The organism is Streptomyces sp. BHT-5-2 (assembly GCF_019774615.1).
Lineage (GTDB): Bacteria > Actinomycetota > Actinomycetes > Streptomycetales > Streptomycetaceae > Streptomyces.
Genome location: NZ_CP081497.1, coordinates 1296326 through 1321172, shown reverse-complemented (window position 1 = coordinate 1321172; position 24847 = coordinate 1296326). Strand labels below are relative to the sequence as shown.

Genomic DNA, 24847 nt, shown 5'->3' with positions numbered 1-24847 from the left:
GGAGCCCCCATGCGATCGACGCAACGACTCGCCTCCGCGTTCACAGCCATTGCGCTCACCGGCGCCGGCCTCGTCCTCACCACTGGCAGCGCCCACGCAACCATGGCCACCTGCTCCCAGTCCCACCTGCCGCTGCCCGACGCCGCCTGTCAGCCCGGCGCCTACAACCCCGACGTCACCCAGTCCACGATCAACTCGACGATATGCGTGCCCGGTTGGACCAAGACCGTCCGCCCGCCCGTCTCCTACACCACCCCCCTGAAGATCAAGCAGATAGGCGAGTACGGCTACACCGACACCAACACCGCCGACTACGAGGAAGACCACCTCGTCCCCCTCGAACTGGGCGGCGCGCCGAAGGACCCGAAGAACCTCTGGCCCGAGCCCCGCTACGGCGACCAGCCGGCGGCCAGCAAGGACTCCGTGGAGAACAAGCTCAAGACAGCCGTGTGCAACGGCACCGTCAACCTCGACGACGCGCGCAGCGCCATCGCAACCGACTGGACCACCGCTCTCGCCAAGGTTGGGATCGGCTGACCGGTGATCGGCGTGTAGGACCTCTCCGTGTGGCGCCGCCGGCTGGGAAGGCAGCCGGCGGCGCCAGTGGTCGTCCGCCTCCGCGGCCCGATAGCTGCGGCACCAGTTCGTCGGGTCCTGGTCGTGGTCAGGCGCTCCTGCCCTGATCCTCGCGGGTTTCACCGGCCTCTTCCGCCGGTCGTACCCGGTCGGCGCCACCCGAGGCCATGTCGACCGCCCTACCTGTCGCGTCCGTCGAACCGGTACGGGCGCGGGTCGAGCGGGGTGAGCACGCCCAGGCGCTCCTCGATCCGCTGTGCCGCGTCCAGGCACAGGTCCTCGCGGTACATGCCCGCCATGACCTGGACGCCCTGCGGCAGCCCGTCGGCGAGTCCGGTGGGTACGGCCACGGCCGGCACTCCCACATACGTCGACGCGGTCAGCAGCCGCATCGGCGTGAACGTCGCGTCGCGCTCCTCCAAAGTCCGCGGTACCACGGGCGCAGGTATCGGTTGGGTGGACACGGGCCCGAGCAGGATCGGGCAGCGTGCGAAGAAGCGGGCCCAGGCCCGTTGGACGCCGAGGCGTACGCCGGTCTGTCGGAGGTACTCCTCCAGGCCGACGGGCGGGTGACGTTGAATGTCCAGCTCGATGTGGCGGGCGCTGTCATCGGTGAGCAGCCGCCTGAGCACAGGCCAGGCACGGGAGAACTCGGCCCGCAGGAGAGCCGCGTATCCGTCGAGGGCGTCCTGTAGTCGCGGCACCGCCACCTCCTCGACGGGGTGGCCGGCGTCCTCCAGGGCTGCTGCCGCCGCTTCTGTGGCGGAGCGCACGTCCGGGTGGACGTCGCCCCGGCCGCCGGGGTCGACCACCACGCCGACCCGCACCGGTGTGTCCGGCTGTGGCCCGTACAGCGGGGCGGGGACCGCTCGCGGGTCCTGCGGGTCGGGCCCTGCCAGCACCTCGTATGCCGCCCGCAGGTCCGCCACCGACCGGGCCAGTGGCCCGTCGACGGGGAAGAGTTGGTGGCCCAGGACCGGCTCCTGGTCGTTCATGCGGTGGTCGGCCGGGAACCGCCCATAGCTCGGCTTGAGCCCCGCGATGCCGTTGAACGTGGCCGGGTTGCGAATCGACCCGCCGGAGTCGTTGCCCAGGCCCAGCGGCGTCATACCGGTCGCCACCGCGACCGCGTCGCCGCCGCTGGTGCCGCCGGGGGTGCGCTGCGGGTCCCACGGGTTGACGGTGTGTCCGAACAGCTGGCTGACCGTGTGCAGTCCGGCGAGTGCCAGGTCGGGCATGTTGGTGCGGCCGATCGGAATCGCCCCGGCCGCGCGCAGCCGTCGTACCGGGGGTGCGTCGGCCTGCGCCGCCCAGTCGCGGAAGTACGGCACACCGTGCGTGGTCGCCGATCCGGCGACGTGGATGTTCTCCTTCACCGTGAACGGCACCCCGGCCAACGGGCCCAACTGCTCTCCCGCGGCCCGGCGCCGGTCGGTCTCCCGTGCCGCCTGCCTGGCACTGTCCTCCAGCAGCCGGGTCACCGCGTTCACCTGTGGATTCACCTCGGCGATCCGCTCCAGGTGTGCCTCCACGGTCTCCGCCGCGGACACCTCTCCCGAAGCCAGCAGTTTCGCCAGCTCCGACGCTTCCAGCGCGCACAGCTCGGTCGTCTTCATCGGGTTCTCCCTTTCGCTCTCCAGTAAAGATACATATCTGTATCTGAATGTAGGAGCGAATATTTCGTGCCGGTGCACCGTAGGATGCTGCCGTGACTCCCGCACGCAAGCGCCTGACCCGCGAAGAGAGCCGACAGCAGACCCGCGATCGCCTACTGGCCGCCGCCGCCGAGCTGTTCACCGAACGCGGCGTCAACGGCACCTCCGTCGAGCAGATCGCCGAGCGCGCCGGCTACACCCGCGGCGCCTTCTACGGGAACTTCGAGGACAAGAACGCCCTCGTCGCCCAGCTGCTCCAGGACCGCACCCGCCGCGAGCTGGATGAAGTCCGCTCACTGACCCGAGACGCCACCTCCGGCGCCGACGCACTCGACAAGCTCCGGGCCTGGAACCGCGACCGCGCCGAGCACCTGCCCGAATGGCTGGCCCTGCGCATGGAACTCGTCCTGCACGCACTACGGAACGAGGAGCTGCGTCCGCTGCTCGCAGAACGCGAACTCCTCGCCCGCGACGCCCACACCTCCGGCCTGGAGCAGGCGTTCGCCGCCCACGGCGCCAACCCGCCCGCGGACCCCGCGTTCCTCGCGTTGATCGTCCACGCCCTGGAGGACGGCCTGCTCATCCAGCGCCTGCTCACCCCCGACGACATCCGGGACGATGTCGTCGTCGACGCCTTCGGACTGCTCCTGCGCTCCTGGACCGCACTCGCGCAGCATCCGGCCCAGGAGGGCGAACCCGACGCCCGGCCCGCCACCACTGCAAACCCCGCAGGCACCCCCGACGCATAACCGCAAGGCGGTCCGGCAGGACGGAACGCGCTGCTCCGTGGTTCGGTCGTATGCACCGGCGCAGCGGAAGCACGGGACGCCGGAGCCGCGGTCTCGGTGCGGGGCGGGCACCCGCCCAGCGCACAACCCACCGAAAAGCCCGGTGGGCCAGGGAGTTCCACCGAGCGTAGTGCTCCCTGGCCCACCGGGCTTTCGCGGCAAAGCCGCAGGTCATCCCCCAACTCCCGTCATGTGTTCGCCGCGGGTGGTGCGTTGACCACTCGAGGAGGCCCACCCTGCCTTGGTGTCGCCGGCAAGGCCACCCCCTGAGTCCCTCGGTGAACCGCGCGGCCGTGGAAGGGTTGTCGTGCCCCCTCCACGGCCGCGCTGCCGACTCAGCAGACGGGTTGGCGGACGGCAGCGGCGAAGCACGGCGACGGACCGGCAGCAGCCGGCGGCCTGATATGCCGCCACGTTGTCACGACGCCACATCCCGGGGGACGTTGGCCGGCCACTGGCCAACGTCCTCCACCTGATAACGCGGTCCAGGGTGTGTTGGCGACGACGGCGGCTCGTCAGGAGCTGGCTGGCCAGGGGAACCCGAGTTCTTCGGCGCGCTCCCGGCTGCCGCCGCACACCTGCCCGTAGGACTTCGGATCCTCCTCAGCCAGCCGGCGCAAGGCAGCAGCGGCCTGTGTCTCGGGCGGGGTACCGTCGTCCTGGATGTCCCAGCGGAACTGCAGGAAGCTGTCGGGTTGTTCGGGTCTTTCGGAGGCCGGCCCCGGGACGTAGCAGAAGGTCACCACTGTGGTGTTCGGGTCCTCGAAGCCGGTGCTGATCCAGCCCCGCCTGGCATCCCACCGGGTCAACAGGTCAGGATTGTCGATCAGTCCCGCCTTGATCAGGCGAGCTGTGGTGCGGGCAGGCCAGGACCAGGAACGGTCGGTCTCCGCCCGAGCGACCTCCGTGTCGTAGGCGGAGGCGTCGAACCGATAGGCGGGGAGCTCGGGTGCGGTTTCGCGGGACCCCGGCATGGTCTGTGGCCGTCGCCAGTTCTCCCACACCACATGGTTCCCGTCCCGCCGGATCGTGGCGTAGAGCGCACCGCAGCACCCCTCCGTGCAGTATGCCTCCGCGAGTTGTACCTCGCGAGACTCCGCTCCGGCCCGCAGCCGGCCGTCGTCCAGGAGGTGCTCGGGGCTGTGAGCGGGGCCGTGGCCGAAGACCGCCGGAACCAGTGGCCGGCCGTCTATGAGGATGCGGGTCTCAACGGGTTCCCGGTCGGCAGGGTCGCCGACCACCACCTCGATGCGCAGCCTGCCGGACGTGGCCGGACGCTTGAACGGCTGCCGCCCGGTGCGGCGGATCCAGTCGGCTCGCAGCCGCTGCTCCGCCTCGCCTGCGGTGGCGCTCACCACCGCCCATCGGGGCTCGGCCAGCAGCTTTCGGAGGGATTCCAGCAGTGCCGCGCGCCGTCCGGGCGGCCAGTCCAGCAGTACGCCGATGCCGCTGTCCAAGTCGAGGGCGAGCGACAGCAACCCGGCTGCGTTGTCGAGGGTCGGCGGCAGCAGGCCGGCTCGCGTGACGACACTGTCGTACATCCTGGGCGCGTCGGAGTATGCCAGGAGGTCGGTTGGATCGTCTTGCGAGCGCCCCATCCGGACGAGCAGTCGGCCCGCCCTGGCGAGCAAGTCCGTGTCGGAGCAGTGGTGGTCGAGCAAGTCCGGCAGTCGGGAGGCTTCCGCAATCCGGCGGGCCATCGCGCTGCCGATGAAGCGGGCCGAGGCAGGAGACGCGACCAGCTCCGCGCGTATTGCCTGCCGATTTCCCGTCCATAGGGCACTGACCAGTGGCCGTAGTTCGTCACGACGGGAGTAGACCGCAAGCCAGACGACGGCAGCGGATTGGCGGTCGAGGTTGTCGAGCGCGCCGACGGCTGATCTGGTGAGCTCCCGGAACAGCCCGAGGGCGGAGAGGTACGGGACGTCCTCAGGCTCGCCGAGGCGGACGAGCAGGGCGATGCCTGCGGTGACGGCGGCTCCGGTGGTGCCGGTCCGGGTCAACTGCCGCCCGAGGCAGCGGGCTGCACCAAGCTGTTCGGGCGGCAGTGGCAGGTCGGCGACTGTGGACTCGATCAGATGGCTGTGGCGGTTCCGAATGCCGTGTCGTTCGAAGCGACGGCGCAGGGTCTCGGGGTTGTCCGGCAGCGGGCTGAGCACTTCCTGGATGGCGTTCTTCGCCTCTTCCCAAGAGGGCGGATCCTCGCCGGTTGCTGCCTCCCGAGGCAGGGAGTAGCCGCGCCGGGGCGGGACTCCATCGGCGGACTCGCGCAGCAGATGCAGGGCGTGGTCGTACAGAGCGGTCGGGGAAGTGAGCGCGTTGCGCTCTTCCTGGGCGCTCACCGGGTGAGGTGGGACTCGATTCCGTAGGTCATGCAGGCAGCTTGCCAGCCGGTCAGCACCGTGTCGATGGAATTAGTGAGGCGGGGAATTGGTGAAGCTGCGACAGGTGCCGGCTCTTCAGGGCCATCGGTCGCCGGACCGGTCGCGGCGGCGGCCTCAGTGGCCGGCCCGTCGCGCACGAACGAGGACTCGGTCGCCCGCTCGGGGACGTTGCTCGGCTTGCCCAGCTCACGCCATTGCCCACAGCGCAACAATTGCGTGCCGATCTTTGCATTGCCGTCCCGGCCCCGGTGTCCCAAGACTCGAGGTGTCTGCGAAGCGCGGGCGGTGCAGTCGCGCAGACGCGCCTCGGCAGCACCGGGACGGGGAGGGGAGAGGGTTGTGCGGAACAGGGATGTTTTGATCTCCGGGGCGAGTGTGGCGGGACTGGCGCTGGCTCACTGGTTGCGACGTGCGGGGTTCCATCCGACTGTCGTGGAGCGGGCGCCGGGCCTGCGCAGGGGCGGCCAGGCCATCGACGTCCGTGGGATCGCGCTACAGGTCGTGGCACGGATGGGGCTGCTCGACGCGGTCCGGGCCGGGACGACAGGCATGCGCGGCATGTCGTTCGTCGACGGTGGAGGTGCGGAGTTGACCCGATCCACCGAGGCCACCCTGACCGGCGGGCTGATCGACAACGACGACGTCGAAATCATGCGTGACGACTTGACGACCCTGCTGTTCGACGCCGGCCGCGTGGGAACGGAGTATGTGTTCGGCGATGTCATCACCTCCCTCAGGCAGGACGACGACGCCGTCGAGGTCGGCTTCCGGCATGGCCGCCCGCGCCGCTTCGACCTGGTGATCGGCGCGGACGGACTGCACTCCGGCGTACGTCGGTTGGCCTTCGGCCCGGAGTCGCAGTTCATGCACTTCCTCGGCAGTCATCTGGCGATCTTCAGTGTGGAGAACTTCCTCGGCCTGGACCGTTGGCAGGTGTACCACACGGCTGGTGACACACTGGTCGGTCTCTACAGCGCGCGGCAGAACACCGAGGCACGGGCGATGTTGCACTTCGGGTCGGGGCAACTCGACTTCGACCACCGGGATCTGGACCGACAAAGGAACATTCTCGTCGAGCGCTTCGCCGGCGTTGGTTGGGTGGCGCCCAGGCTGCTGGCGAGCATGTGGGACGCGCCGGACTTCTACTTCGACTCGATGAGCCAGGTCCGCCTCGATCGTTGGTCCAACGGGCGGGTCGTGCTCGTCGGTGACGCGGGCTACTGCCCTTCACCGCGTTCCGGCCAGGGCACCAGCATGGCGCTGGTCGGCGCCTACGTGCTTGTGAGGGAACTCGCCGACAACCACGACGATCACCGTGCGGCCTTCGCCCGCTACGAGCAGGGGATGCGCGGCTACGTCGGCAAGAACCAGCAGATCGCGCAGGACAAGGCCGACGGCAGGACGGTCACGCCCGCCGGCCTCGCCCGCGCGGCCGACGCCATCACGCTCGGCGACCTGCCCGATCACGGCTGATAGCGGCGGCTGAAGGGCAGGGCCGGAGGAGTGGGATCGAGCCGGGGCCGCGGCGCTCGGCCGCAGCCCGCGGCTGAGGTACGCATACCGAGCGCGATGCCACGCTTCGCGTCAACGCGGCTACAGAGCGAGGTCGACGGTCAGCTGGAGTCCGCATGGGCGAGGGGCCAAGCGATGCGGTCCCGCCCACCCTCGCTCGACGTGCCCCGCGTCGCGCAGCGCGCCCAGCACCCGAGGGCGGGGCGGCCACACGGAGAAAGCCGCCCCGAAATCTCGCGGCGGCGGAGCCTGCGGCACACCTCCACGTCTCCGCAGGTCCAAAGGGGATGCAGATCACACAGCGAGCCCCTGGGCCATGACCCCGACTTCCCCTACCGTTATAGACATAGCGCATAAAACGGACTATTCGCATCCAGTCCGTCACAAGAGGTGAGCGAACCAGGAGCAGGCTCATCCGGCCGTCGAATCGTCACCGCGGCTCCAGAAACAAGCCCACGACGACCGCCGCACAGCCCGCTCCCCCACGCCTGCCCGTGCGCGACACACCACCACCCGTCACCGCTGAACAGGCATCCCCCGGGATGCCTCTGGAGGGACCCGCTGTGGCATCGGCCAATGCGAAGAAGACGGCAGCCACCGTTGCGGTAGCGCTCAGCGCAGCCGCCCTGGCGACGTACGGAGCCCACGCGGCCCAGACGTCGTCGACGGCCGGGCCGCCACCCACTTCAGCCGCCCGCCCCGTCGTTGCCACCGGCTCGGCCACCCCTCCCCCGTCGCACAGCGCGTCGTCCTCGGCGACGAGCATCGCGCCGTCACCTTCGTCGTCGACCTCCCCCTCACCCGCCGCCCCCTCCTCCTCGGCCGCCGCCTGGCCGGGCGGCCCGGGCAGCGCTCGGGCCGGCTCGCCGAACGGGCTCAAAGTGAGCAACGCGCTCCAGCTCAAGACCCAGGACGGCGGTAAATCAGTCGCGCTGACCTTCGACGACGGTCCGGACCCGCGCTGGACGCCCCAGGTACTGGCGCTGCTGGCCCAGCACCACGCCAAGGCCACGTTCTGCGAGATAGGTCCGCACGCGCAGCGCTATCCCTACCTCACCAAGGCGATTGTCGCCGCCGGTGACCGGCTGTGCGACCACTCCGTACACCACAACGAGCGGCAGAGCAGCATGCCGCTGGACTACAACGTCCACGAGATCGCCGACGCCCAGCAGGAGATATCCGACGCGGCCGGCGCCGGGGCCAAGCTCTGGTACTACCGGGCACCCGGCGGTGACTTCAAACCCTTCATCCGCAACATCGCCGCCCAGCACGGGCTTCGATCGATCGGCTGGAGCGACGACTCCGACGACTGGAAACGGCCGGGCGTCGCCACCATCCTGCAGAACATCAACCGCAACCTGCACCCGGGCTCGATCGTCCTGATGCACGACGGCGGCGGCGACCGCTCACAGAGCATCGCAGCACTCGCCAAGCTGCTGGACCAGCTCGACGCCCAGGGCTACACCTACAGCTTCCCGACCCGCTGAAGTCCCACCCGGCCCTCCGCCCTCAATGCCGAGGAGGACCCGCGCCCGCCCCGGCTCGGACGCGCTGGAGAGCGGACGGGAATTCGCCGCCCTGGGTGTGCCAGTCGTCCCCACGGACGACGGCCGCCCGCGGGCGGTGCACAGTCTGTCTGCCGTGGCGAAATGGGCGTACGTAACAGTCATGCGCTTCGGCCGCGGCAGGAACCCGGCGAAGGGGTTCGGCTCGAAGTACGGCTACGGCAGTCCCGAGGCCGCCCGACGGGCGACGCTCCAGGAGCTCCACGAGTTGAGCGCCGAGCATCAGGACTCCACGACAGCTGAGCCACTGCGTGACAGCGAGGCCGAAGGGACTCGGGAAGCGGCGAAACTGGCGCGCCTGGGCGCCGCCACGCTCACGATCGCGATGGACGGGAAGCAGGTCGGCGCCGTCCTCGGCGCGCTGGTCACCGCAGCGGTCGGTGCGGGCCGTCTGGTCAACGGCATCCGCCAACTCCGCTGCCCCGCCCCGGAATTGCTCGCCTCGGCTCATCCACCGGCGTTCGCCCACGGCATCCGGTCGGCTCCGCTGTAGCGGCGGCTCCACGTCCACATCCACCCGCGGCGGCGATAGCGTCCGCGACGTGAGCGAGTACCAGTATTGCGAGTTCCAGGCCCTTGACCGACCGCTCAGCCGCCAGGAGCAGGACCGACTGCGCGCCATCTCCCCGCCCTCGCGAACGAGGCCGAGCCGGTCTGGCAGCAGATCGCGGCGCGCATCGCCACCAAGGAGACCAGCGCCTGACCCGCCTGCGCGAGGACCATCAACGCCGCCCCGGTCTCCTCCACCGCCTCGATCACCACGACCTCCGGTAACACCCGTCGCCACCCAGCTCGGTCCTCCGCAACTACGCCCGAGGGCCCTGCCGGACCTGGTCATCAACGGGTTCGCCCGCCGACCGGCCGACCGACTCTTCGTGCCCCTGCGAAGCCGGGACCGAACAGACGACAGCGACGAGCAGCATCTGAAGTCGGCAGCCGGCCACGATGGGCGGCGGTCCTGCGGTGGGGGACTGCGGCCGCGGCACACGAGACCCGCCAGATCGGGAAGCGCCGGCCGATACAGCCGATACACCGGAATTTCATCACGGCTCAATAGCCTGCACACGAAATTGACCAAGCGATATTCCGGCAATCGCGAGTATCGCCTCGAACCATGGAGACCTGGTGCGGAAATTCACTTCGCGGCTGACGCTGGTCGGCCTGTCCGCTGCTTTTCTCGGAGTAACGCTGATAGCCCCACAGGCACAGGCGGCTCAGGCCGCGGCGGGAGTGCCCGGGCGCTTCGTCGCCGATGCCGACATCCTCTCGGCTCCCGACGGAGCGCTCGTGGGCAAGGGTCACAACGGCCAGCCGGTCACGATCAACTGCCAAACCCCTGACGGCAATTGGCTGAACCTCAATGCCCCCGAAGCCAACGGCTGGGTATGGCAACCGAACCAGGTGCTGCGCGACTGGGGGACACCCAATCCTCCGGTCTGCTGACCGGCGGGGATCTCCTCCTCGACCATTCGCCGGGACGACGACCATTCGCCGGGACGACAGAGAAGCTCAATCGCTGAGCGGGGAAGCGGCAGCGCCCACATGGATCGCGGGAACAGCGGGTGACTGGTGTTCCGGCCGCACAATTACCGGTGAGGGAACCAGCCGCTATCCCTGACTGCCTCTCCGGCGTACGCGGCGAGCCGTCGCCACCGCCACGACCACCGCGGCGGTGGCGAGGGTGCCGACGTAGCGACGGCCGCTCTGACACCACCCGCGCCCCACACCGGCGGCCTCGCCCGCGGAGAAGCCGAACGCCGCCCGGTCCGCGACCGAGGCCGCGGCAGGTGGAGCGACGTCGGAGTGGACACTCCGACGCGAACAAGAGCCATCCACTGGCAAAGCATGGGTCATGTGCAGGTAATGTTGGCCTGGCCATGCCGAGATACAGGGATCACCAGGGGGGCGCATGGGCGGCTATTTCCAGGTCGAGGCGGACGGTCTCGGACGTCTGCTGAAGGATCTGCACGACAGCCAGGACAACATGCGCAAGGCGCTGGACGCACTGAAGGACACCGGTCCGAAGTCGATGGGGGCGGAGGCCCTGGACAACGCCTGCGACGAGTTCCACGACAGCTGGGACAACGCGATCAAGAAGATCGCCGACGGCACGCAAGCCATCGAGGACAAGCTCAAGTTGGTCAAGCAGAACTACGAATCGGTGGAGCACGCGCTGCGCGACGCCTTCGCGAAGAACGCCAAGTAGCGCCGCACGGCCTGCACTCACCCGAGCCATCCGTACCTTTGACCACTCGACAGGGGATTTCATGACCACGCGGGACTTCCCCGCCCTCGGCTTCAATCCGGCCCCCGGCGACCTGGGATCGGTCGACTCCCTCACCGGCAAGCTCGATACGGCCAAGCGCTCCCTGGAGTCCGCCCACGCCGTACTGTCCCGCATCGGCAAGAGCGGTGGCGAATGGCAGGGTGACGCGGCGAACGCGTTCGCCGAGAACGTCGGTGACCTGCCGAAATACGTGAGTGACAGCCGCGATGCCATGCGCGATGCGGTCACTCAGCTCCGCTCCTGGCACACCGCGCTCTCCTCGTACCAGAGCAAGGGCCGCCAGTACGAGTCGGAGGCCGCCGCGGCCAAGCAGACGGTGACCACCAGGAAGACCGAGAACGAGCAGGCGGAAAGGGCCTACAACGAGGCCGCCGCCAACCCGGACCTCCGCCTTGCCGGCACCTTCTACACCGACCAGGCCGCCCTCGACGCCGCGCAGAAGAGGATGGACGCCGCCAGCGACCGCTTGGACCGGGCGGACAGGGCCCTCGACACTGCCCGCGGCCGGCTGGACTCCGCGACCGAGGAGCTGGAAGGCATCCTCAAGAAGGCCGAGGAGCTCCTCGGCCATCACCAGGACGAGGCCCGAAGCATCGCCGACCGCATCCGGCGCGCCACGGAAAACGCACCGGACCCGGGGTTCTGGGAAGGTCTCGGCGACTTCTTCACCCGCATGGGACACAGCATCCAGGAGTGGTGTGCCAAGCACGCCGACCTGCTGAAGGAGATCGGCGACTGGCTCTCGATCGCCTCCAGCATCCTGGGAGTCGCCTCGTTGCTCACCATGTGGTGCCCGCCTCTCTCCGGTGCACTGGCCCTCGCGAGCGCCGGTGCTTCCCTCGGGGCCCTCGCCACGCACGGAGCGGCGAAACTCGGCGGAGCCGATGTGGGGGTCATGGACCTCGTGGGTGACGGAATCGGGGTGATCCCGTTCGGGAAGTTCGGCTCCGTCGCGATGAAGGGGGCCAAGGTCCCCATGAAGCTGGTGCAGGTGGAAGGCCGTACCGTCGCCTCGATCGACAAGGTCAACAAGATCCGCGCCCTACGTGACGCCGGGTTCACCGGCCGGGCTCTGGAAGGAAAGTCGCTCTTCGGGATGGGCAAGGAATACGTCGGCGGCAGCAAGGTCTTCACGACCACCGGGGTCGGCAACCGCATGAAGCTGGCCTGGAACAGCCACGTCCAGGACGTGGTGGGCGCGAGCATCAAGGAGGCAGGCATCAGCAAGGGGCTGACCAAGGTCCTGGACAGCGGCCTCACCCCGGATGCGATCAAGACCTCCCTGCGCGGAGCCATGCGGGCCGACGGCTCCATCGACCCGCTCTCCTGGTGGTCGAAGGGCCCGCAGGTGGCCCAGCAGCTGCCAGGCATCGCCATCGACACCCACACTCAGATCACCGATACCGGCACGCCGGCTGCGGGGAGGCTGTGATGGCGCTGTCCCCGCAAAGCGTGTCGATCGCCCTGGACACCCCCGAAGGCTTCCACGAACTGCCGCTGCACCTCCCCGCGGACGTCCTCGACGCCGCCCTGTGGGAGTTGGCGGAGAAGATCTGGCCAGGCGGTACAGAATTCCAGCGCGAGACCACCGCGACCCTCTACTCCGACCTCACCGCGTCTCTGACCGCCGACGAGGTTCTGCACGCCTCGGTCGCCCTCTACGAGACGGAGGACGGCGCGGCAAGCACCGCTCATCTCCTGGTACGTGCAGAGACCGTGGCCCCGGAGGCCCCGGAAGTCATCACCGCCTCGTTTCAGGAAACGCTGTCCCTCGACGAGCATCGCAGCGTCGCCCGCGTGGACCTGCCGTGTGGCCCAGCCGTGCTCTCGCTGCACGCCACCGAGACCGAGGGCGAGGCCGTCCTCCCGGCGTTGGAGTTCGCCCAGATCGAGTTGTACGTCCCCTCGCCGATTCAAGGCTGGTTGATCGTGCTCGCGCTGACCACTCCGTGCTTCGCCGATCTGCCGCGGTATACCGGCATCCTGCGGCAGATCGGCGAGTCGCTGGCCATCCGCCCGGCGGAGCAATCGGACGAGACCTCCGCGACGACACCGGGCGCTGACGACATCCGTGCGGTCTTCGGCTAGTCCGGAGCGGGGATGGTGGACAGGCGGACACGCTGTGACGACTGCCCCAGTCAGCGGGAGCAACCGCCCAACGGGCCCTCCGATATGCGCATCGGCCCCCACGTCCTTCTCCCCCGTCCACCCCGACCATCGGCAACGGCGCCCCAACCCGACACGACCTGACGGAACCCCATGACGCTTGTCTTCACCCGCCACCCCGACGCCGACCGATACGAACTGCGTCCCCGCGGCTCGGCCCCCGTCCACGTACTCCGCGGCGTCCCCGACGGCCATGCCCTCCGCCACGGGCACAAGCCACGCTTCACCCTCGCGGCCGGACCTGCCTACGCCGCACCGCTGGCCGTCGTCGTCCGCAAGGACGGCGGCCGCCTCGCCGTACTCACGCCGGATCACGAGGAGTTGGCCGAACTGCGCCTGCCACCGCGCAAGAGGCGGTGGCGCCCCACATACGAGATCCACCTGCCCGACAGCACGGTGCTGCACGGACGGGAAGGGACGACGCCGTCGCTGCTGCTGTGCCTGGTGCTGCTGCCCCTCGTCCTGCTGTACATGGCTGCCCTGGCTCTCTCCGACTCCCCCGCCGGCGCCACCACCGCGCCGCTGCGAACGGTTTGGAAGAGGCCAGGCAAGCCCTTCAGCCGGGCGGCCCTCACCGAGTCCGCACGCGGCCGCTTCCGCGTCCACAGCGCAGAACTCGACCACCGAGTGGCCTACGCACAGGCAGTCGCCAAGTACTGGGAACGCTGACTCGGCCGGATACCGGATTCCGGAGCGGCTGCGGGCGGCACGACGTCCGGTGTCTTGGCTGACGAAGCCCCGCGGCCGCGAAGGACAGGGGCCGCCGGGCGGTGCATCCGCTACAGCGCGAACTGCTCAGACGGCTGGGCCGAACGCGCGGCAGCCGGATCGTTGTCGCGGATTTCGGTAGGTCGGGCAGTGGAACGGCCGCGTGAAGTCTCTTCGGGCGGCTCGGTTCAGGAAGTGCTGGCTCCCACCTTCGCCGCCGCGGCCAAGTAGGCCAGTACCAGGGGCCGTTCGTCGCCCCGGCGGGCTGCTACCGCCAGGCGGGACGGGGAGATGCCGCGGACCGGCACGGCGATCACCTCGTCCCGGACGACCAGCGGCGCGTTGCCGGTGGCCAGAAGCGCAACGCCCTGGCCGTTGGCGACCGCCTCGTGGGTCTCCTCGGCGCTGCCCACCACCCCGCCTATCCGCGGCGCGCGACCGTCCCGGGCGTCCAGGGCCAGCCAGTAGTCCCGTAGCGGGCCGGCCTCGGAGGGGAGGGCGAGGAACGGCTCGTCCAGGAGCTCGGCGAAGTCCAACTCCCCCTCGCTGTCGGCTGCCGCCCGCGCCGCCAGAGGGTGCTCCTGCGGCAGCGCCACCAAGCGTCGTTCCTGGGCCACCACCGCATACTGATAACGGTCGCCGTCCGGCAGCGGCAGCCAGACAAAGGCGACATCACTGGTCCCGTCCGCCAACCCGGCACTGGGATCGGCCCAGTTGACCTGCCGTAGGACGGGACGTGCCTGCGGGTAGCGGGACACCAGCCTGGTTCGCAAGGCGGGCAGCAACCCGCGGCCCGGGCTGGTGGACATGCCGATCACCAATGTGTTCAGCCCGGCGGTCCTCGCCTCCTCCAGCGCCGCCTCGGCGGCCTCCCATGCGGCCAGCATTCCGCGGGCGTGCGGCAGCAGGGCTTCCCCCACCGCGGTCAGTCGCACCGACCGCCGGTCCCGGTGGAACAGACACGCGCCGAGCTGCTTCTCCAGCATCCGTATCTGCTTGCTGAGCGCGGGTTGGGAGACGAACAGCCGCTCGGCGGCCCGCGTGAAGTTCAACTCCTCGGCGACTGCGGCGAAGTAGCGCAGATCGCGCCCATGGACATCCATAACTCATGGCTATCACAACAGGTCTTGGACGTGGTGCCGGATGCCGGCGAAGGATGGGACCTGTCGGCGGGCAGGCCCCGAACGGAAAACGACCAAGGAGACGAAGAGATGACGGACAACGGCAAGGTCTGGCTGGTCACCGGTGCGAGCAGCGGTTTCGGGCGGGCCATCGCCGAGGCCGCGGTCGCCGCCGGTGACACGGTGATCGGCACGGCCCGCCGGCCCGAGGGACTGGCCGACCTGGTCGCCGCGCATCCCGACCGGGTGGAGGCGATCGCTCTGGACGTCACCGACGGTGGGCGGACCGACGTGGTCGCCGCCGACGTGCTGGCTCGCTACGGCCGGGTGGACGTGCTGGTGAACAACGCCGGGCGCACGCAGGTCGGGGCGTTCGAGGAGACCACCGACCAGGAGCTGCGCGACCTGTTTGAGCTGCACGTGTTCGGCCCGGCGCGGCTGACCCGGGCGCTGCTTCCGCAGATGCGGGAGCGCGGCAGCGGATCGATCGTGAACATCAGCAGTTTCGGCGGACAGCTGTCCTTCGCCGGGTTCTCCGCGTACAGCGCGACCAAGGCAGCACTGGAGCAGCTGTCGGAGGGACTGGCCGACGAAGTGGCGCCGTTCGGCATCAAGGTGCTGATCGTGGAGCCCGGCGCGTTCCGCACCAATCTGTTCGGCAAGGGCTCGGCCCACTTCTCCCGGGAGCACCCGGCGTACGCGGAGAAGGTCGGCGCCACCCGGAAGCTGGTGCAGGACGGCGCCGGCACACAGCCCGGGGACCCGGTGAAGGCCGCGGCGGCGATCCGACTGGCCCTGGACGCCGAGAACACCCCGCTTCGGCTCGCCCTCGGCGGCGACGCGGTGGACTTCCTCGTCGGGCACCTGGACTCGGTGCGGTCCGAACTCGCCCTGTGGGAGAAGGTCTCGCGGGGGACCGACTTCGACACGCAGTGACGGTGACGGCCACTTGGGGCGACGGCAACAAGGATCTGCCGGCCCAGGCAGCCGGCTGACAGTCACAGTCACGTACCGCTACACCAGGCGGCGGGCGGGCGGAGCTTTCGCCGCCCGGCATCCGCCCCCTTCACCGCGCCAGGGTGCCCCGCTACCGGCCGGCCCGTCAGCGGCAGCCCCTGGCCCTCCCTCCCGAATACACACATTCAAGACGCCCGCAGGAGTGCCCCAATGAAATCCCCACTCAAGTCCTCCCCCGGCTCCGGCGCCGTGGTGAGCGCCCCGGCGGCGGCTGGGGGTGGTTCCCTGGTCGTTCTCGGTGCCGCCCTGCTGGGCTTCTTCCTCATCTCCCTGGACGCGTTGATCGTCACCGTGGCGCTGCCGGACATCGGCCGCAGCCTGGGCGGCGGCATGTCCGGCCTGCAGTGGGTCGTCGACGGCTACACCCTCCTCTTCGCCGCCCTGATGCTCTCCGCCGGCGCCCTCTCCGACCGCATCGGAGCCCGCCAGTCCTACGCCGCCGGCCTGATCCTCTTCGCCCTCTCCTCCGCCGCCTGCGGACTCGCCCCCAACCTCACCACCCTCATCGCCGCCCGATTCCTCCAAGGCGCGGCGGCGGCCGTGATGATGCCGGCTTCCCTGGCGCTGGTCCGCCAGGGCTTCCCCGACCAGGCCCAACGCGCCCGTGCCATTGCGATCTGGACGGTCGGCGGGGCCGTCGCGGTGGCCGCCGGTCCCGTCCTGGGCGGCGCCTTGACGGCAACCGTCGGGTGGCGGTGGATCTTCTACGTCAACCTCCCCGCCGGTCTTCTCGCCCTCATCCTCCTCGCCCGCATACCGGCCTCGCCGCGTCTGCCCGCCCGTCTGGACCTCACCGGTCAGGTCACCGCCGTCATCGCCATGGGCGGGCTGACCTACGGCATGATCGAGGGCGGTGCCGAAGGCTTCGGCCGGCCGCTGGTGGTCGGCTCGCTGGTGGTGGCCGTGGCCTCGGCGGCCGGCTTCCTGACCGCGCAGGCCAAGGGCGCCCACCCCATGCTCCCCCTGCAGCTGTTCCGCTCCCGTGTGGTGGCGGTCTCCCTGGCCATCGGCTTCATGCTCAACGCCGCCTACTACGGCAGCGTCTTCATCTTCAGCCTCTACCTCCAGCAACAACGCGGCCAGTCCGCCCTCCACGCAGGCGTACTGTTCATCCCCATGACCGCGCTGGTGGCCGTGGTCAACCTCGCCTCCGCGAAACTGGCCGCGCTGTTCGGCCCGCGCGTACCGATGATCGCCGGGCAACTCCTCGGCGCCGCCGGGCTGTTGACCCTGCTGACCGTCGGCCCCCACACCCCCTTGTGGACGGTCGCGGCCCTGATGGTGCCCGTCGGCCTCGGCGGGGCCCTGGCCGTCCCCGCGCTGACCGCCATGCTCCTCGACGCCGTCCCCGCCAACCGCGCCGGCACCGCATCCGCCCTCCTCAACACCGGCCGCCAGATCGGCGGAGCCCTCGCGGTAGCCCTCTTCGGAGCACTCCTGGCAGGGGCCGACACCTTCCGGACCGGCATGCAGTGGAGCATGCTCACCGCGGCCACCGGACTCGCCCTCACCGCAGCCACCACACTCACACTGCGACGGAACGGGCACCGGAACGCGGGGGCGTGAGACCCGGGAAGTACAGCGCCCCCACAAAACAATGCCGGCCACGCCCGTAAAGGCGCGGCCAGCATCAGTGCTCCGGATACGGGCAGTCTCACGCTACGGCGAACCCGAGTTCACCCACGAGACCGCGGTGTCCAGGAATGGAGCACCGACAAAAGTGGTCGCCCCCCACGACCAACCCTTCAGCCGCTCAGAGAATTTCGATGGCGGTGACCTTCGGCGGACGGTTGGGGAAGGTGATCTCATGCCACCGTTCGACCCTCACCGAGTCGCCGTTGGCGTCGTAGTAGATCAGGTCGTTGTTCCCCGTGGAGATCTTGTCGACCCACCATCCGCCGAAGTCGGTCTTCCCGGCGTTGGCGTAGCAGTCCACGCTCTGACTTCCGCCGTTGCGCGACCAGATCTTCAGGAAGTTCTCACCACCGCGGCAGGTGACATGGTCAATGGCGAAAGCGTTGCCCGTCGGCACGGCGATGGTCAGAGTCGCGGCCGCGGCGAATGCCACACCCACGGAACGCGCGACCTTCTTCGTCTTCGAGATCACAAAACTCTCCTCCTTGAATGGCGAACCGCTCACTTCACAGTCGCCGGCTGAAGCGGCAATGCGGTGCTCGGCGATCCGAACCTGCGGGCTGGACCATCCCCGCCGCAACGGAATCCGGGCACTTCGGAGGCGATCCGGGCATTCACCGCGAGCCATCCGAAGGTCGCGATCGATGTCTTTCCGCTGCGCTGGTGGGAGCGGGACGCGCCCCTTCGCGATGGCCGCGCGGACGCCGGATACCTCCGGCGCCCCTTCGACGACTCGGGGCTGCGCTCCGTCCCCATCGGTCGCGAGACCAAGGTCGCGTGCCTGCCGGTGACACATCCACTGGCCGACTGCCGCGCTGTCACATCGGCCGATCTCGACGGTGAGCCGATGCTCGACGGCAGAGCCCGGCGGACCTCGTCACCGGAGGAGAAGTTCGAGCTCATCGCCTCCGGCCAGGGAATCGCACTCGTTCCCGTCAGCATCGCGGACTCGTACTCCCGCCCTGACCTCGTCTACCTGACCGTCACCGACGCCCTGCCCGTCGAGACCTGCCTGGCGGTACCGGAGAGCAACTGCACGGGCCCCGTGGCGGACTTCCTGGACATCGCCACCGCAACACTGCGCCGGCACCCCGGCGATGCGGAGAGGGAAGAGAAGTCCGGGACCGCGAACCTGGCGGCGGCACCGTCCACGGACTGACACGGGCCATCCGCTGGCTACGTTGGCTGCGGGGGCGGCGGGCGTGTTCGTAGTGCGTCAGCGCGTTGGGATGTCGACGGCGGTGTCGGCGAGTTCGGCGGACAGGACCGCGGCGTCCTCCAGTGCCCGGCACGCTCCCTGGGCGAGGAAGGGGTCATGGCGCGGGCGGCGCCACCCAGCAGCATCACCGATTTCCGACGCAGCGTCACCTCGCTTCAATGCTCCGGCGCTTCGGCGCTTCGGCGCTTCGGCGCTTCGGCGCTTCGGCGCTTCGGCGCTTCGGCGCTTCGGTGAAAGGCTCCATATCCGACCTCGCCAACGCCCGTGACCTGCGTCTCACCCCCGGGGGAAGTGGGCGTCTTCCGGGATACTGTTCCGTTTCTCGCACACCGGCGACTGGCGACCGAACACGGCCGCCGATGCCTCGTATGAGCCTTCGGAGCACGCACATGCACTACCGCAACCTCGGCGAAACCCACGTCAGCGCCGTCGGACTGGGCGCCATGCCGCTGTCGATCGAGAACCGCCCCGACGAGGCTCGTGCCATCGCCACCATCCACGCGGCCCTGGATGCGGGCATCACCCTCATCGACACCGCGGACTCCTACCACTGGCACGCCGATGAGACGGGCCACAACGAACTCCTCATCGCCCGCGCCCTGGCTGCCTACGGTCAGGACACCTCCGGCATCCTGGTGGCCACCAAGGGCGGTCGTGGTCGTCCGGGCGACGGCTCCTGGACCGTCACCGGTACCCCCGAGCACCTCAAGCGGGCCTGCGAGGGCTCACTCAAGCGCCTGGGCACCGACGTCATCGGCCTCTACCAGCTGCACAAGCCCGACCCCGCAGTGCGGTTCACCGACTCCGTCGGCGCGCTGGCCGAGTTGGTCGGCGAGGGAAAAGTCCGTAAGGTCGGCCTCTCCAACGTGACCGTGGACCAGATCCGCCAGGCCCACGCGATCTTGGGCGACGACCTCGTGTCGGTTCAGAACGAGTTCTCTCCCTCGGTCCGCGACAGCGCGCCGGAGCTGCGTCTTTGCGCCGAGCTCGGACTGGCCTTCCTGCCCTGGAGCCCGCTCGGTGGCATCTCCCGCAGCTCCCTGGACGGGCCCTCGAACCTCGGCACCGGCACACCGCCCAAGTTCGCCGGCTTCCATCAGCTCGCCGCGGAAAAGGGCGTGAGCCCGCAACAGATCTGCCTGGCCTGGCACCTGCACCTGGCCCCGACAACCATCGTGATCCCCGGCTCCAGCCGGCCGGAGACCATCCGCGCCTCCGCGGCCGCCGCCGACCTCACGCTCACTCCAGAAGACTTGGCCCGCCTGTGACGATCAGCGGCCGCGGCGGGCGCGTCGGGGCCGGTCCGGTGCGTGCCGATGTGCTCCACGATGCCCGCCTGAATGCCAGTCTGAACGCCCGGCTGACTTCCTGTCAGAACATGCAGGAGAGCAGAGCCCAGGCCCGCAAGGGAAAGCGCGCGGCGCAGCGGGCGCGGTGGCGACAGGGGCCTCACCATCACACCGCGTCCCGCAGCCGCGCGAAGTCCAGCGACGGCAACCGCGACAGCTCGGCGTCGGCGGCCGTCATGTTTACGCCGTAGCAGGAGTTGTAGACGGGGGTCAACGCGGGCGCGATGTCGGTCTCCCAGAGCTCCCGGAGCACCGGGCCAAGCCCATTGTCCGCTGCGAACACAGGCAGTTCCAGGACCCTCGCAGCAAGATGCGCACCGAGATCGCTGCACTCGGCGATCACCAGATCGGGCCGCACCCGCGTCCAGGCAGTGATCAGATCACGCGCCTTCGCCTCGGCCTGATCCGGCCAGAGCCGACCGAAGAGAAAGCGGTTGAAGGGGCCGTTCCCGAACTCCTTCCAGGTCTCGCTTGCTGCCCGCTCAACGGCAGCATCGCAGGTCCAGTCCGTACCCGCCCGATGGAACTCCACGCCCCGCCGCCGGGCTTCGCGGCGGAACATCAGCGGGGCGTAGAGCGCGACATCGTGGCCCTGCTCAAGGGCCGGAACAATGGCGTAATCGAGCGCGGACACATGCGAAGGTATCGGCTCGGCAGTGATGGCTATCCATAATCTCACGCAGACTCCAACAAGTTCTCTCCGATGTCGACCGCGGCGGCCTGATCACGTCGCATCGACTCGCCTGCCCCACTGACTCCGCAGCGATGAGCCATGGCCTGCCGGAGTCCGCCGTCGAACCGGCAACTGGTGGTGGCAGCGCCGTGCGACGCCGCGGGGTCGGCCAGGCAGATCCGATTCAACCAGCGTTGCCGAGAGCACCGCGACCTCCCTACCACCCCTCATCAGGACGACGCCGGTAGCAACCGGGGTTGGCTATCGGGATGAGTCAACCAGGGCTGCTTGCATGTCTGCCGTTGAAAATCCTGTGCCGCAAGAGCCTGCTGACGCCTTGGCAGCTGTCGTGGCGCTGCGCCGTCCGGGAGTTCGAACACAGCCTGCAGACGGTCGGGGTCTCCCCGGCCACCTATGCCCTGCCACGGCCGAGTCCCACTTCCGGGCAGCCGAAGATCGGTGCCTCGGCGAGGCTCGCGCTGGAGCGAAGCTTCGCCTCCGTCGGCCGCAAGAAGGACCTGCGGCCGGCCCATATGTTGCTCGGGATCTTGCAGTCTGGCTTTATCGAGCAGTAGCGACGGCACTTGTCGATGGGTTTGGGAGGCGCCCTGATCCACGGTCGGGTGATGTTGATGAGTTTGGGAGGCACCAGGTCTCTTGCCAGGGCAGCATCGGGATGCTCCTGGTGAAAGGTGCTGGTCATGCCGCAGATGTCGAAGGTCGAGCTGCACGCGGCGATCCGGCGTGACCATCGCGACGGCATGTCGATGCGGGAGCTTGAGCGCAAGCACGGCGTGACGTGGCGGACGGTGCGCAAAGCGCTGGACTCGGCCTGGCCTGAGCCGCGCAAGAAGCTCCCGCCCCGGGCCACCGCCCTGGATCCCTTCAAGCCGTTGATCGACGAGCTCCTGCGATCGGATCTAGATGCGCCGCGCAAGCAGCGGCACACGGTCACCCGGATCTTTCACCGGCTGGTCGAGGAACACGGGGCGGATGTCTCCTACGGGATCGTCCGCTACTACGTCGCCAGCCGGAAGCCCGAGATTCTGGTCGAGTCCGGCAAGGCGCCGCTGGAGGCGTTCGTCCCGCAGACCCACCAGCCCGGCCACGAGGCGGAGGTCGATTTCGGCGACGTGAGCGTGCGGCTGGCCGGCGAGCTGGTGACCTGCTACCTGTTCTCCTTCCACTTGTCGTACTCGGGCAAGGCCGTCCACCGCGTGTTCGCCTCGGCCAGTCAGGAAGCCTTCTTCGAAGGGCACGTGCACGCGCTGCGGACGCTGGGCGGTGTCCCGCGGAGCAAGGTCCGCTATGACAACCTCAAGGCGGCCATCGCCTAGGTGTTGGGACTGAGCCGGGCCCGGGTGGAGACGGATCGGTGGATCGCGTTCAAGTCGCACTTCGGCATCGAAAGTTTCTACTGCCGGCCTGGCATCGAAGGGGCCCATGAGAAGGGCGGAGTCGAAGGCCAGATCGGCTACTTCCGCCGCAATCACTTCGTTCCGGTCCCCGAGGTCTCCTCGCTCGCTGAGCTGAACAAGATGGTCGAGCAGTGGGACCGGCAGGACGACGCTCGCCGCATTGGGTCGAGATCCAAGACGGTCGCGGAGTGTTTCGCGCTCGAACAGCCGCTGCTGCCGCCGCTGCCCGACGAACCATTCGAGACGGGCCGGCTGTTCACGCCGAGAGTCGATCGCTACGGCCAGATCCCTGTCCGCACCAACCGCTACTCGGTCCCCATCAGGCTGATCGGGAAGCGGGTTCGGGTCATGCTGCACGCTTCTCACCTGGTGGTTTACGACAAGAACGTGGAAGTGGCCCAGCACGAGAGACTCATCGCCAAAGGCGCCGTCCGCCTGGACCTGGACCACTACCTGGAGGCTCTGGTCCGCAAGCCCGCTGCCTTCCCCAGCTTCACCGCTCTCGAACAGGCCCGCTCGGCAGGCAAGTTCACCCCAGTCCACGACGCCTGGTGGGACCAGGCCAAGAAGATCCACGGCGAGCGAGACGGCACCCGCGCCCTGATCGAGGTCCTGCTACTGGGCCGGCACCTTCCACATGAGCATGTCGTCGCCGGCCTCGCCGCGGCCCTTCGTGCCGGGGCCCTGACCGCGGACGCTGTCGCGCTGGAGGCGCGCAAGGCCGCCCAGGCCGAGACCGAACCCGGCCCCAGGGCAGACCACCTGGCTTCCAGCAAGCTGCCAGCGACCGTGACGCCCCTGAACGAGTGGCGCCTTGCGCATCTTCCGCCGGACACCAGGCCGCTGCCCTCGGTGACCCCCTATGACCAGTTGCTCCGACGCCGCCGCGACAGCGGCGGTGACCACCGTGAGGGAGAAGCACAGCGACGCCCCTGCCCCGCCAGCGAGGCTTGACCGAGCAGGCTGCCGACACCGCCATTGACACTGCCTGCCGCATGCTGCGGCTACCGTCGATCCGCAAGGAGTTCTCCGACATCGCCGAGCGTGCGCTGAAGGAGCAGATGAACTACCGGGGCTTCCTCGCCGAACTGATGATGGCCGAGTGCGACGACCGGGCCCGCCGCCGTTCGGAGCGGCGAATCAAGGCGGCGAACTTCCCGCGGGAGAAATCCCTTCGGTTGTTCGACTTCGACGCGAACCCCAACATCGACGCGGCCACCGTCCACACCCTCGCCAGCTGCGAATGGATCAAGCTGGGGCAACCGCTCTGTCTGATCGGCGACTCCGGCACCGGCAAGTCACACATGCTCATTGCTCTGGGCACCGAGGCGGCGATGAAGGGCTACCGGATCCGCTACACGCTCGCCACGAAGCTGGTGAACGAACTGGTCGAGGCCGCCGATGAGAAGCAGTTGAACAAGACCATCGCCCGCTACAGCCGTGTCGATCTTCTCTGCATCGATGAGCTCGGCTACATGGAGCTGGACCGGCACGGCGCCGAACTCCTATTCCAGGTTCTGACCAAGCGCGAGGAGAAGAACAGCGTCGCCATCGCCTCCAACGAGTCCTTCGGAAAAGCGCACATGTTCCGGCGAACTCGTCCGAGGTGCTGCCGAAGCTTCACGGGTTCGGCAAGCGCCCGGGATCGATGCGGTCGGCGAGATAGGCCAGCACGCCCTGGGCGTCCATGCCGAAGGCCGCCGCGACGAGCTTGGGGTCCATGGTGTTCACGAGATCCACGAGTCGGGTGCTGCGAATCATCCGGGGTGGGTATCCGCAGTCGTCAAGGACGTGGGATAGATAGGCAGTTGATGCCGGGCTTCGCCCGGCCTTTGTTCCTTTGGTGACCATCACGTGAGGATTGGCTGCCGGCCATGCCTCGCGATGGGCCAGGCACCGTTCCAGCACTGTCCAGGAGGCAGGGTCCACGGCGATCTGGAGCATGCGGACTTCCGCACTGGAGGCGCCATGCAGCAGAGCGAGCATGCCCAACAGGGCCTCGTGCGGGTGGACGTGCTGGTCGGTGGTCCAGCGCCGGAAGAGGGCCCGCTGCTGGTCCAGGGTGAGCATTCTGCCGCGGAAGCCGCTGGGCGTCTTCGCAGTCAGGGTACGGGTCGGGTCGACCAGCACGATGTGCTGCGAGCGGGCGAAGCGGAAGAACTGACGCAGCACAGTCAGCCGCCGCTTGCGGGCCCTGGGCAGAGTGGCCAGGAATGCCTCGATGTCGTGCACGTCCGCCAGGGCCCAGTCGTTCTTGGTGCATTGGTTCACAAGGAAGTTGGCCAGGTCGCGCATGGTACCAGGGCGGTTTCCAGGGTGTGGTCACTGCGAGGCCGGGTTCCGGCCCGTCGGGCCCGGTCCTGGGCTCGCATCCGGGCGGCGTCGAAGGCGATGACCGCCGGCCTGAGAGGTTCGGGGACCACGTCGATGCGGCCCTTGCGCCGCCCGGCGGCGAGCCGTTCGGCCTGGTCGGCGGGAAGGGCCAAGCCGCGCTGGGTGAAGAAGTCCTCAAGTGCGCGAGCGAAGGAGCCCATCGACCGTCCGGGGCGACGGGACCGCTTCAGGAGAGCCTGGGGCAAGTTGGGCTGGCCATCGTGCAGGAGCCGGTCCAGGCTGGTGATGAAGCCGCAGGCCCGGGCGACGCAGTTGTGGGCGGCGACATGCGCGACGAAGTCGTAGAGCCAGGCTGGTGGGTTGTCGAGTCGTTGGCGGAGGCGTTCGCCGCGGATGAAGGGGCGGTCGGGGTGCTTCTGCCAGCAGGCTGAGCAGAGTCC

Annotated in this window: 25 protein-coding genes and 3 pseudogenes; 18 read left to right on the top strand and 10 right to left on the bottom strand. The window is 69.0% G+C overall.

All coding sequences use genetic code 11. From position 1 onward, the window contains the following. Window positions 1-9 precede the first annotated feature (9 nt). Window positions 10-537, top strand: a complete 528-nt coding sequence (locus tag K2224_RS33755; protein ID WP_221910955.1) for a hypothetical protein — start codon at window positions 10-12, stop codon at window positions 535-537. A 218-nt stretch (window positions 538-755) separates the two neighbouring features. Here the strand turns inward: K2224_RS33755 and K2224_RS33750 are convergent, their stop codons facing one another. Then, a complete protein-coding gene (locus K2224_RS33750; RefSeq protein ID WP_221910954.1) occupies window positions 756-2192 on the bottom strand; it encodes an amidase in 1437 nt (478 codons plus the stop codon). 92 nt (window positions 2193-2284) lie between these two features. On the opposite strand from K2224_RS33750, the gene K2224_RS33745 reads away from it, so the two are divergent. Next, on the top strand, window positions 2285-2980 hold the full coding sequence (locus tag K2224_RS33745) for a TetR/AcrR family transcriptional regulator (protein WP_221910953.1): 696 nt from the start codon (window positions 2285-2287) through the stop codon (window positions 2978-2980). A 554-nt stretch (window positions 2981-3534) separates the two neighbouring features. Here the strand turns inward: K2224_RS33745 and K2224_RS33740 are convergent. Continuing rightward, entirely contained in the window at window positions 3535-5361 is a 1827-nt protein-coding gene (locus K2224_RS33740) for a hypothetical protein (RefSeq protein WP_221910952.1), read from the bottom strand. Continuing rightward, entirely contained in the window at window positions 5358-5660 is a 303-nt protein-coding gene (locus tag K2224_RS41070) for a hypothetical protein (protein WP_260693640.1), read from the bottom strand. Before K2224_RS41070 ends, K2224_RS33740 begins: the two co-directional genes overlap by 4 nt. Window positions 5661-5688: 28 nt before the next feature. On the opposite strand from K2224_RS41070, the gene K2224_RS33735 reads away from it, so the two are divergent. Continuing rightward, window positions 5689-6876 (top strand): FAD-dependent monooxygenase, encoded by a 1188-nt coding sequence (locus K2224_RS33735; protein WP_313904836.1) that lies wholly within the window; start codon window positions 5689-5691, stop codon window positions 6874-6876. A 469-nt stretch (window positions 6877-7345) separates the two neighbouring features. Here K2224_RS33735 and K2224_RS33730 read toward each other — a convergent pair whose 3' ends face one another. Further along, window positions 7346-7804, bottom strand: coding sequence for a hypothetical protein (locus K2224_RS33730; RefSeq protein ID WP_221910950.1), 459 nt, complete (start codon window positions 7802-7804; stop codon window positions 7346-7348). On the opposite strand from K2224_RS33730, the gene K2224_RS33725 reads away from it, so the two are divergent. After that, a complete protein-coding gene (locus K2224_RS33725; protein WP_221910949.1) occupies window positions 7797-8402 on the top strand; it encodes a polysaccharide deacetylase family protein in 606 nt (201 codons plus the stop codon). The genes K2224_RS33730 and K2224_RS33725 overlap by 8 nt on opposite strands. Window positions 8403-8427: 25 nt before the next feature. Next, window positions 8428-8973: a hypothetical protein gene (locus K2224_RS33720; protein ID WP_221910948.1), complete on the top strand. Its 546-nt coding sequence runs from the start codon at window positions 8428-8430 to the stop codon at window positions 8971-8973. 95 nt (window positions 8974-9068) lie between these two features. On the opposite strand, the gene K2224_RS33715 is transcribed toward K2224_RS33720, so the two are convergent. Beyond that, complete coding sequence (locus K2224_RS33715; protein WP_221910947.1) at window positions 9069-9257, bottom strand: hypothetical protein; 189 nt, start codon at window positions 9255-9257, stop codon at window positions 9069-9071. A gap of 348 nt (window positions 9258-9605) precedes the next feature. On the opposite strand from K2224_RS33715, the gene K2224_RS33710 reads away from it, so the two are divergent. The 5 genes from K2224_RS33710 to K2224_RS33690 all read left to right on the top strand — a co-directional run bounded on the left by K2224_RS33710 (window position 9606) and on the right by K2224_RS33690 (window position 13602). Beyond that, entirely contained in the window at window positions 9606-9923 is a 318-nt protein-coding gene (locus K2224_RS33710; protein WP_221910946.1) for a hypothetical protein, read from the top strand. 466 nt (window positions 9924-10389) lie between these two features. Next, window positions 10390-10686 (top strand): hypothetical protein, encoded by a 297-nt coding sequence (locus tag K2224_RS33705; protein WP_221910945.1) that lies wholly within the window; start codon window positions 10390-10392, stop codon window positions 10684-10686. A gap of 61 nt (window positions 10687-10747) precedes the next feature. Then, window positions 10748-12199 (top strand): putative T7SS-secreted protein, encoded by a 1452-nt coding sequence (locus tag K2224_RS33700; protein WP_221910944.1) that lies wholly within the window; start codon window positions 10748-10750, stop codon window positions 12197-12199. Further along, window positions 12199-12855: a hypothetical protein gene (locus tag K2224_RS33695; protein WP_221910943.1), complete on the top strand. Its 657-nt coding sequence runs from the start codon at window positions 12199-12201 to the stop codon at window positions 12853-12855. The genes K2224_RS33700 and K2224_RS33695 overlap by 1 nt, the downstream gene beginning before the upstream one ends. 171 nt (window positions 12856-13026) lie before the next feature. Next, entirely contained in the window at window positions 13027-13602 is a 576-nt protein-coding gene (locus K2224_RS33690; protein WP_221910942.1) for a hypothetical protein, read from the top strand. Window positions 13603-13829: 227 nt separating this feature from the next. On the opposite strand, the gene K2224_RS33685 is transcribed toward K2224_RS33690, so the two are convergent. Continuing rightward, window positions 13830-14744 (bottom strand): LysR family transcriptional regulator, encoded by a 915-nt coding sequence (locus K2224_RS33685; RefSeq protein ID WP_221910941.1) that lies wholly within the window; start codon window positions 14742-14744, stop codon window positions 13830-13832. A 108-nt stretch (window positions 14745-14852) separates the two neighbouring features. Between K2224_RS33685 and K2224_RS33680 the strand changes: the two genes are divergently transcribed. Continuing rightward, window positions 14853-15698 (top strand): oxidoreductase, encoded by an 846-nt coding sequence (locus K2224_RS33680; protein ID WP_221910940.1) that lies wholly within the window; start codon window positions 14853-14855, stop codon window positions 15696-15698. Between the two features lie 231 nt (window positions 15699-15929). Then, window positions 15930-17345 (top strand): MFS transporter, encoded by a 1416-nt coding sequence (locus K2224_RS33675; protein ID WP_221910939.1) that lies wholly within the window; start codon window positions 15930-15932, stop codon window positions 17343-17345. Window positions 17346-17532: 187 nt separating this feature from the next. Here the strand turns inward: K2224_RS33675 and K2224_RS33670 are convergent, their stop codons facing one another. Continuing rightward, window positions 17533-17886, bottom strand: a complete 354-nt coding sequence (locus K2224_RS33670; RefSeq protein WP_221910938.1) for a beta/gamma crystallin domain-containing protein — start codon at window positions 17884-17886, stop codon at window positions 17533-17535. Window positions 17887-17949: 63 nt separating this feature from the next. Here K2224_RS33670 and K2224_RS41065 point away from each other — a divergent pair. From K2224_RS41065 to K2224_RS33660, 3 genes and pseudogenes are all read left to right on the top strand, one after another. Then, window positions 17950-18255, top strand: a pseudogene (locus K2224_RS41065) (LysR substrate-binding domain-containing protein); the annotation flags it as partial. Window positions 18256-18261: 6 nt separating this feature from the next. After that, window positions 18262-18573, top strand: coding sequence for a LysR substrate-binding domain-containing protein (locus tag K2224_RS41060; RefSeq protein WP_260693944.1), 312 nt, complete (start codon window positions 18262-18264; stop codon window positions 18571-18573). Window positions 18574-19022: 449 nt separating this feature from the next. After that, the gene (locus tag K2224_RS33660) at window positions 19023-19901 is read left to right on the top strand and encodes an aldo/keto reductase (RefSeq protein ID WP_221912119.1); all 879 of its coding nucleotides are present in this window, start codon (window positions 19023-19025) and stop codon (window positions 19899-19901) included. Window positions 19902-20088: 187 nt separating this feature from the next. Here K2224_RS33660 and K2224_RS33655 read toward each other — a convergent pair whose 3' ends face one another. Then, window positions 20089-20616, bottom strand: a complete 528-nt coding sequence (locus tag K2224_RS33655; RefSeq protein WP_260693638.1) for a hypothetical protein — start codon at window positions 20614-20616, stop codon at window positions 20089-20091. A gap of 308 nt (window positions 20617-20924) precedes the next feature. Between K2224_RS33655 and K2224_RS41055 the strand changes: the two genes are divergently transcribed. The 3 genes and pseudogenes from K2224_RS41055 to istB form a co-directional block, all read left to right on the top strand. Next, complete coding sequence (locus K2224_RS41055) at window positions 20925-21230, top strand: hypothetical protein (protein WP_260693637.1); 306 nt, start codon at window positions 20925-20927, stop codon at window positions 21228-21230. A gap of 135 nt (window positions 21231-21365) precedes the next feature. Next, a pseudogene (gene istA, locus K2224_RS33645) lies at window positions 21366-23027 on the top strand (IS21 family transposase). A 41-nt stretch (window positions 23028-23068) separates the two neighbouring features. Continuing rightward, window positions 23069-23686 (top strand): annotated as a pseudogene (gene istB / locus K2224_RS33640) (IS21-like element helper ATPase IstB); the annotation flags it as partial. Window positions 23687-23693: 7 nt separating this feature from the next. Here the strand turns inward: istB and K2224_RS41050 are convergent. Further along, entirely contained in the window at window positions 23694-24368 is a 675-nt protein-coding gene (locus K2224_RS41050; RefSeq protein ID WP_260693942.1) for a hypothetical protein, read from the bottom strand. Then, a complete protein-coding gene (locus K2224_RS41045; RefSeq protein ID WP_260693636.1) occupies window positions 24341-24607 on the bottom strand; it encodes a hypothetical protein in 267 nt (88 codons plus the stop codon). Before K2224_RS41045 ends, K2224_RS41050 begins: the two co-directional genes overlap by 28 nt. Between the last annotated feature and the right edge of the window lie 240 nt (window positions 24608-24847).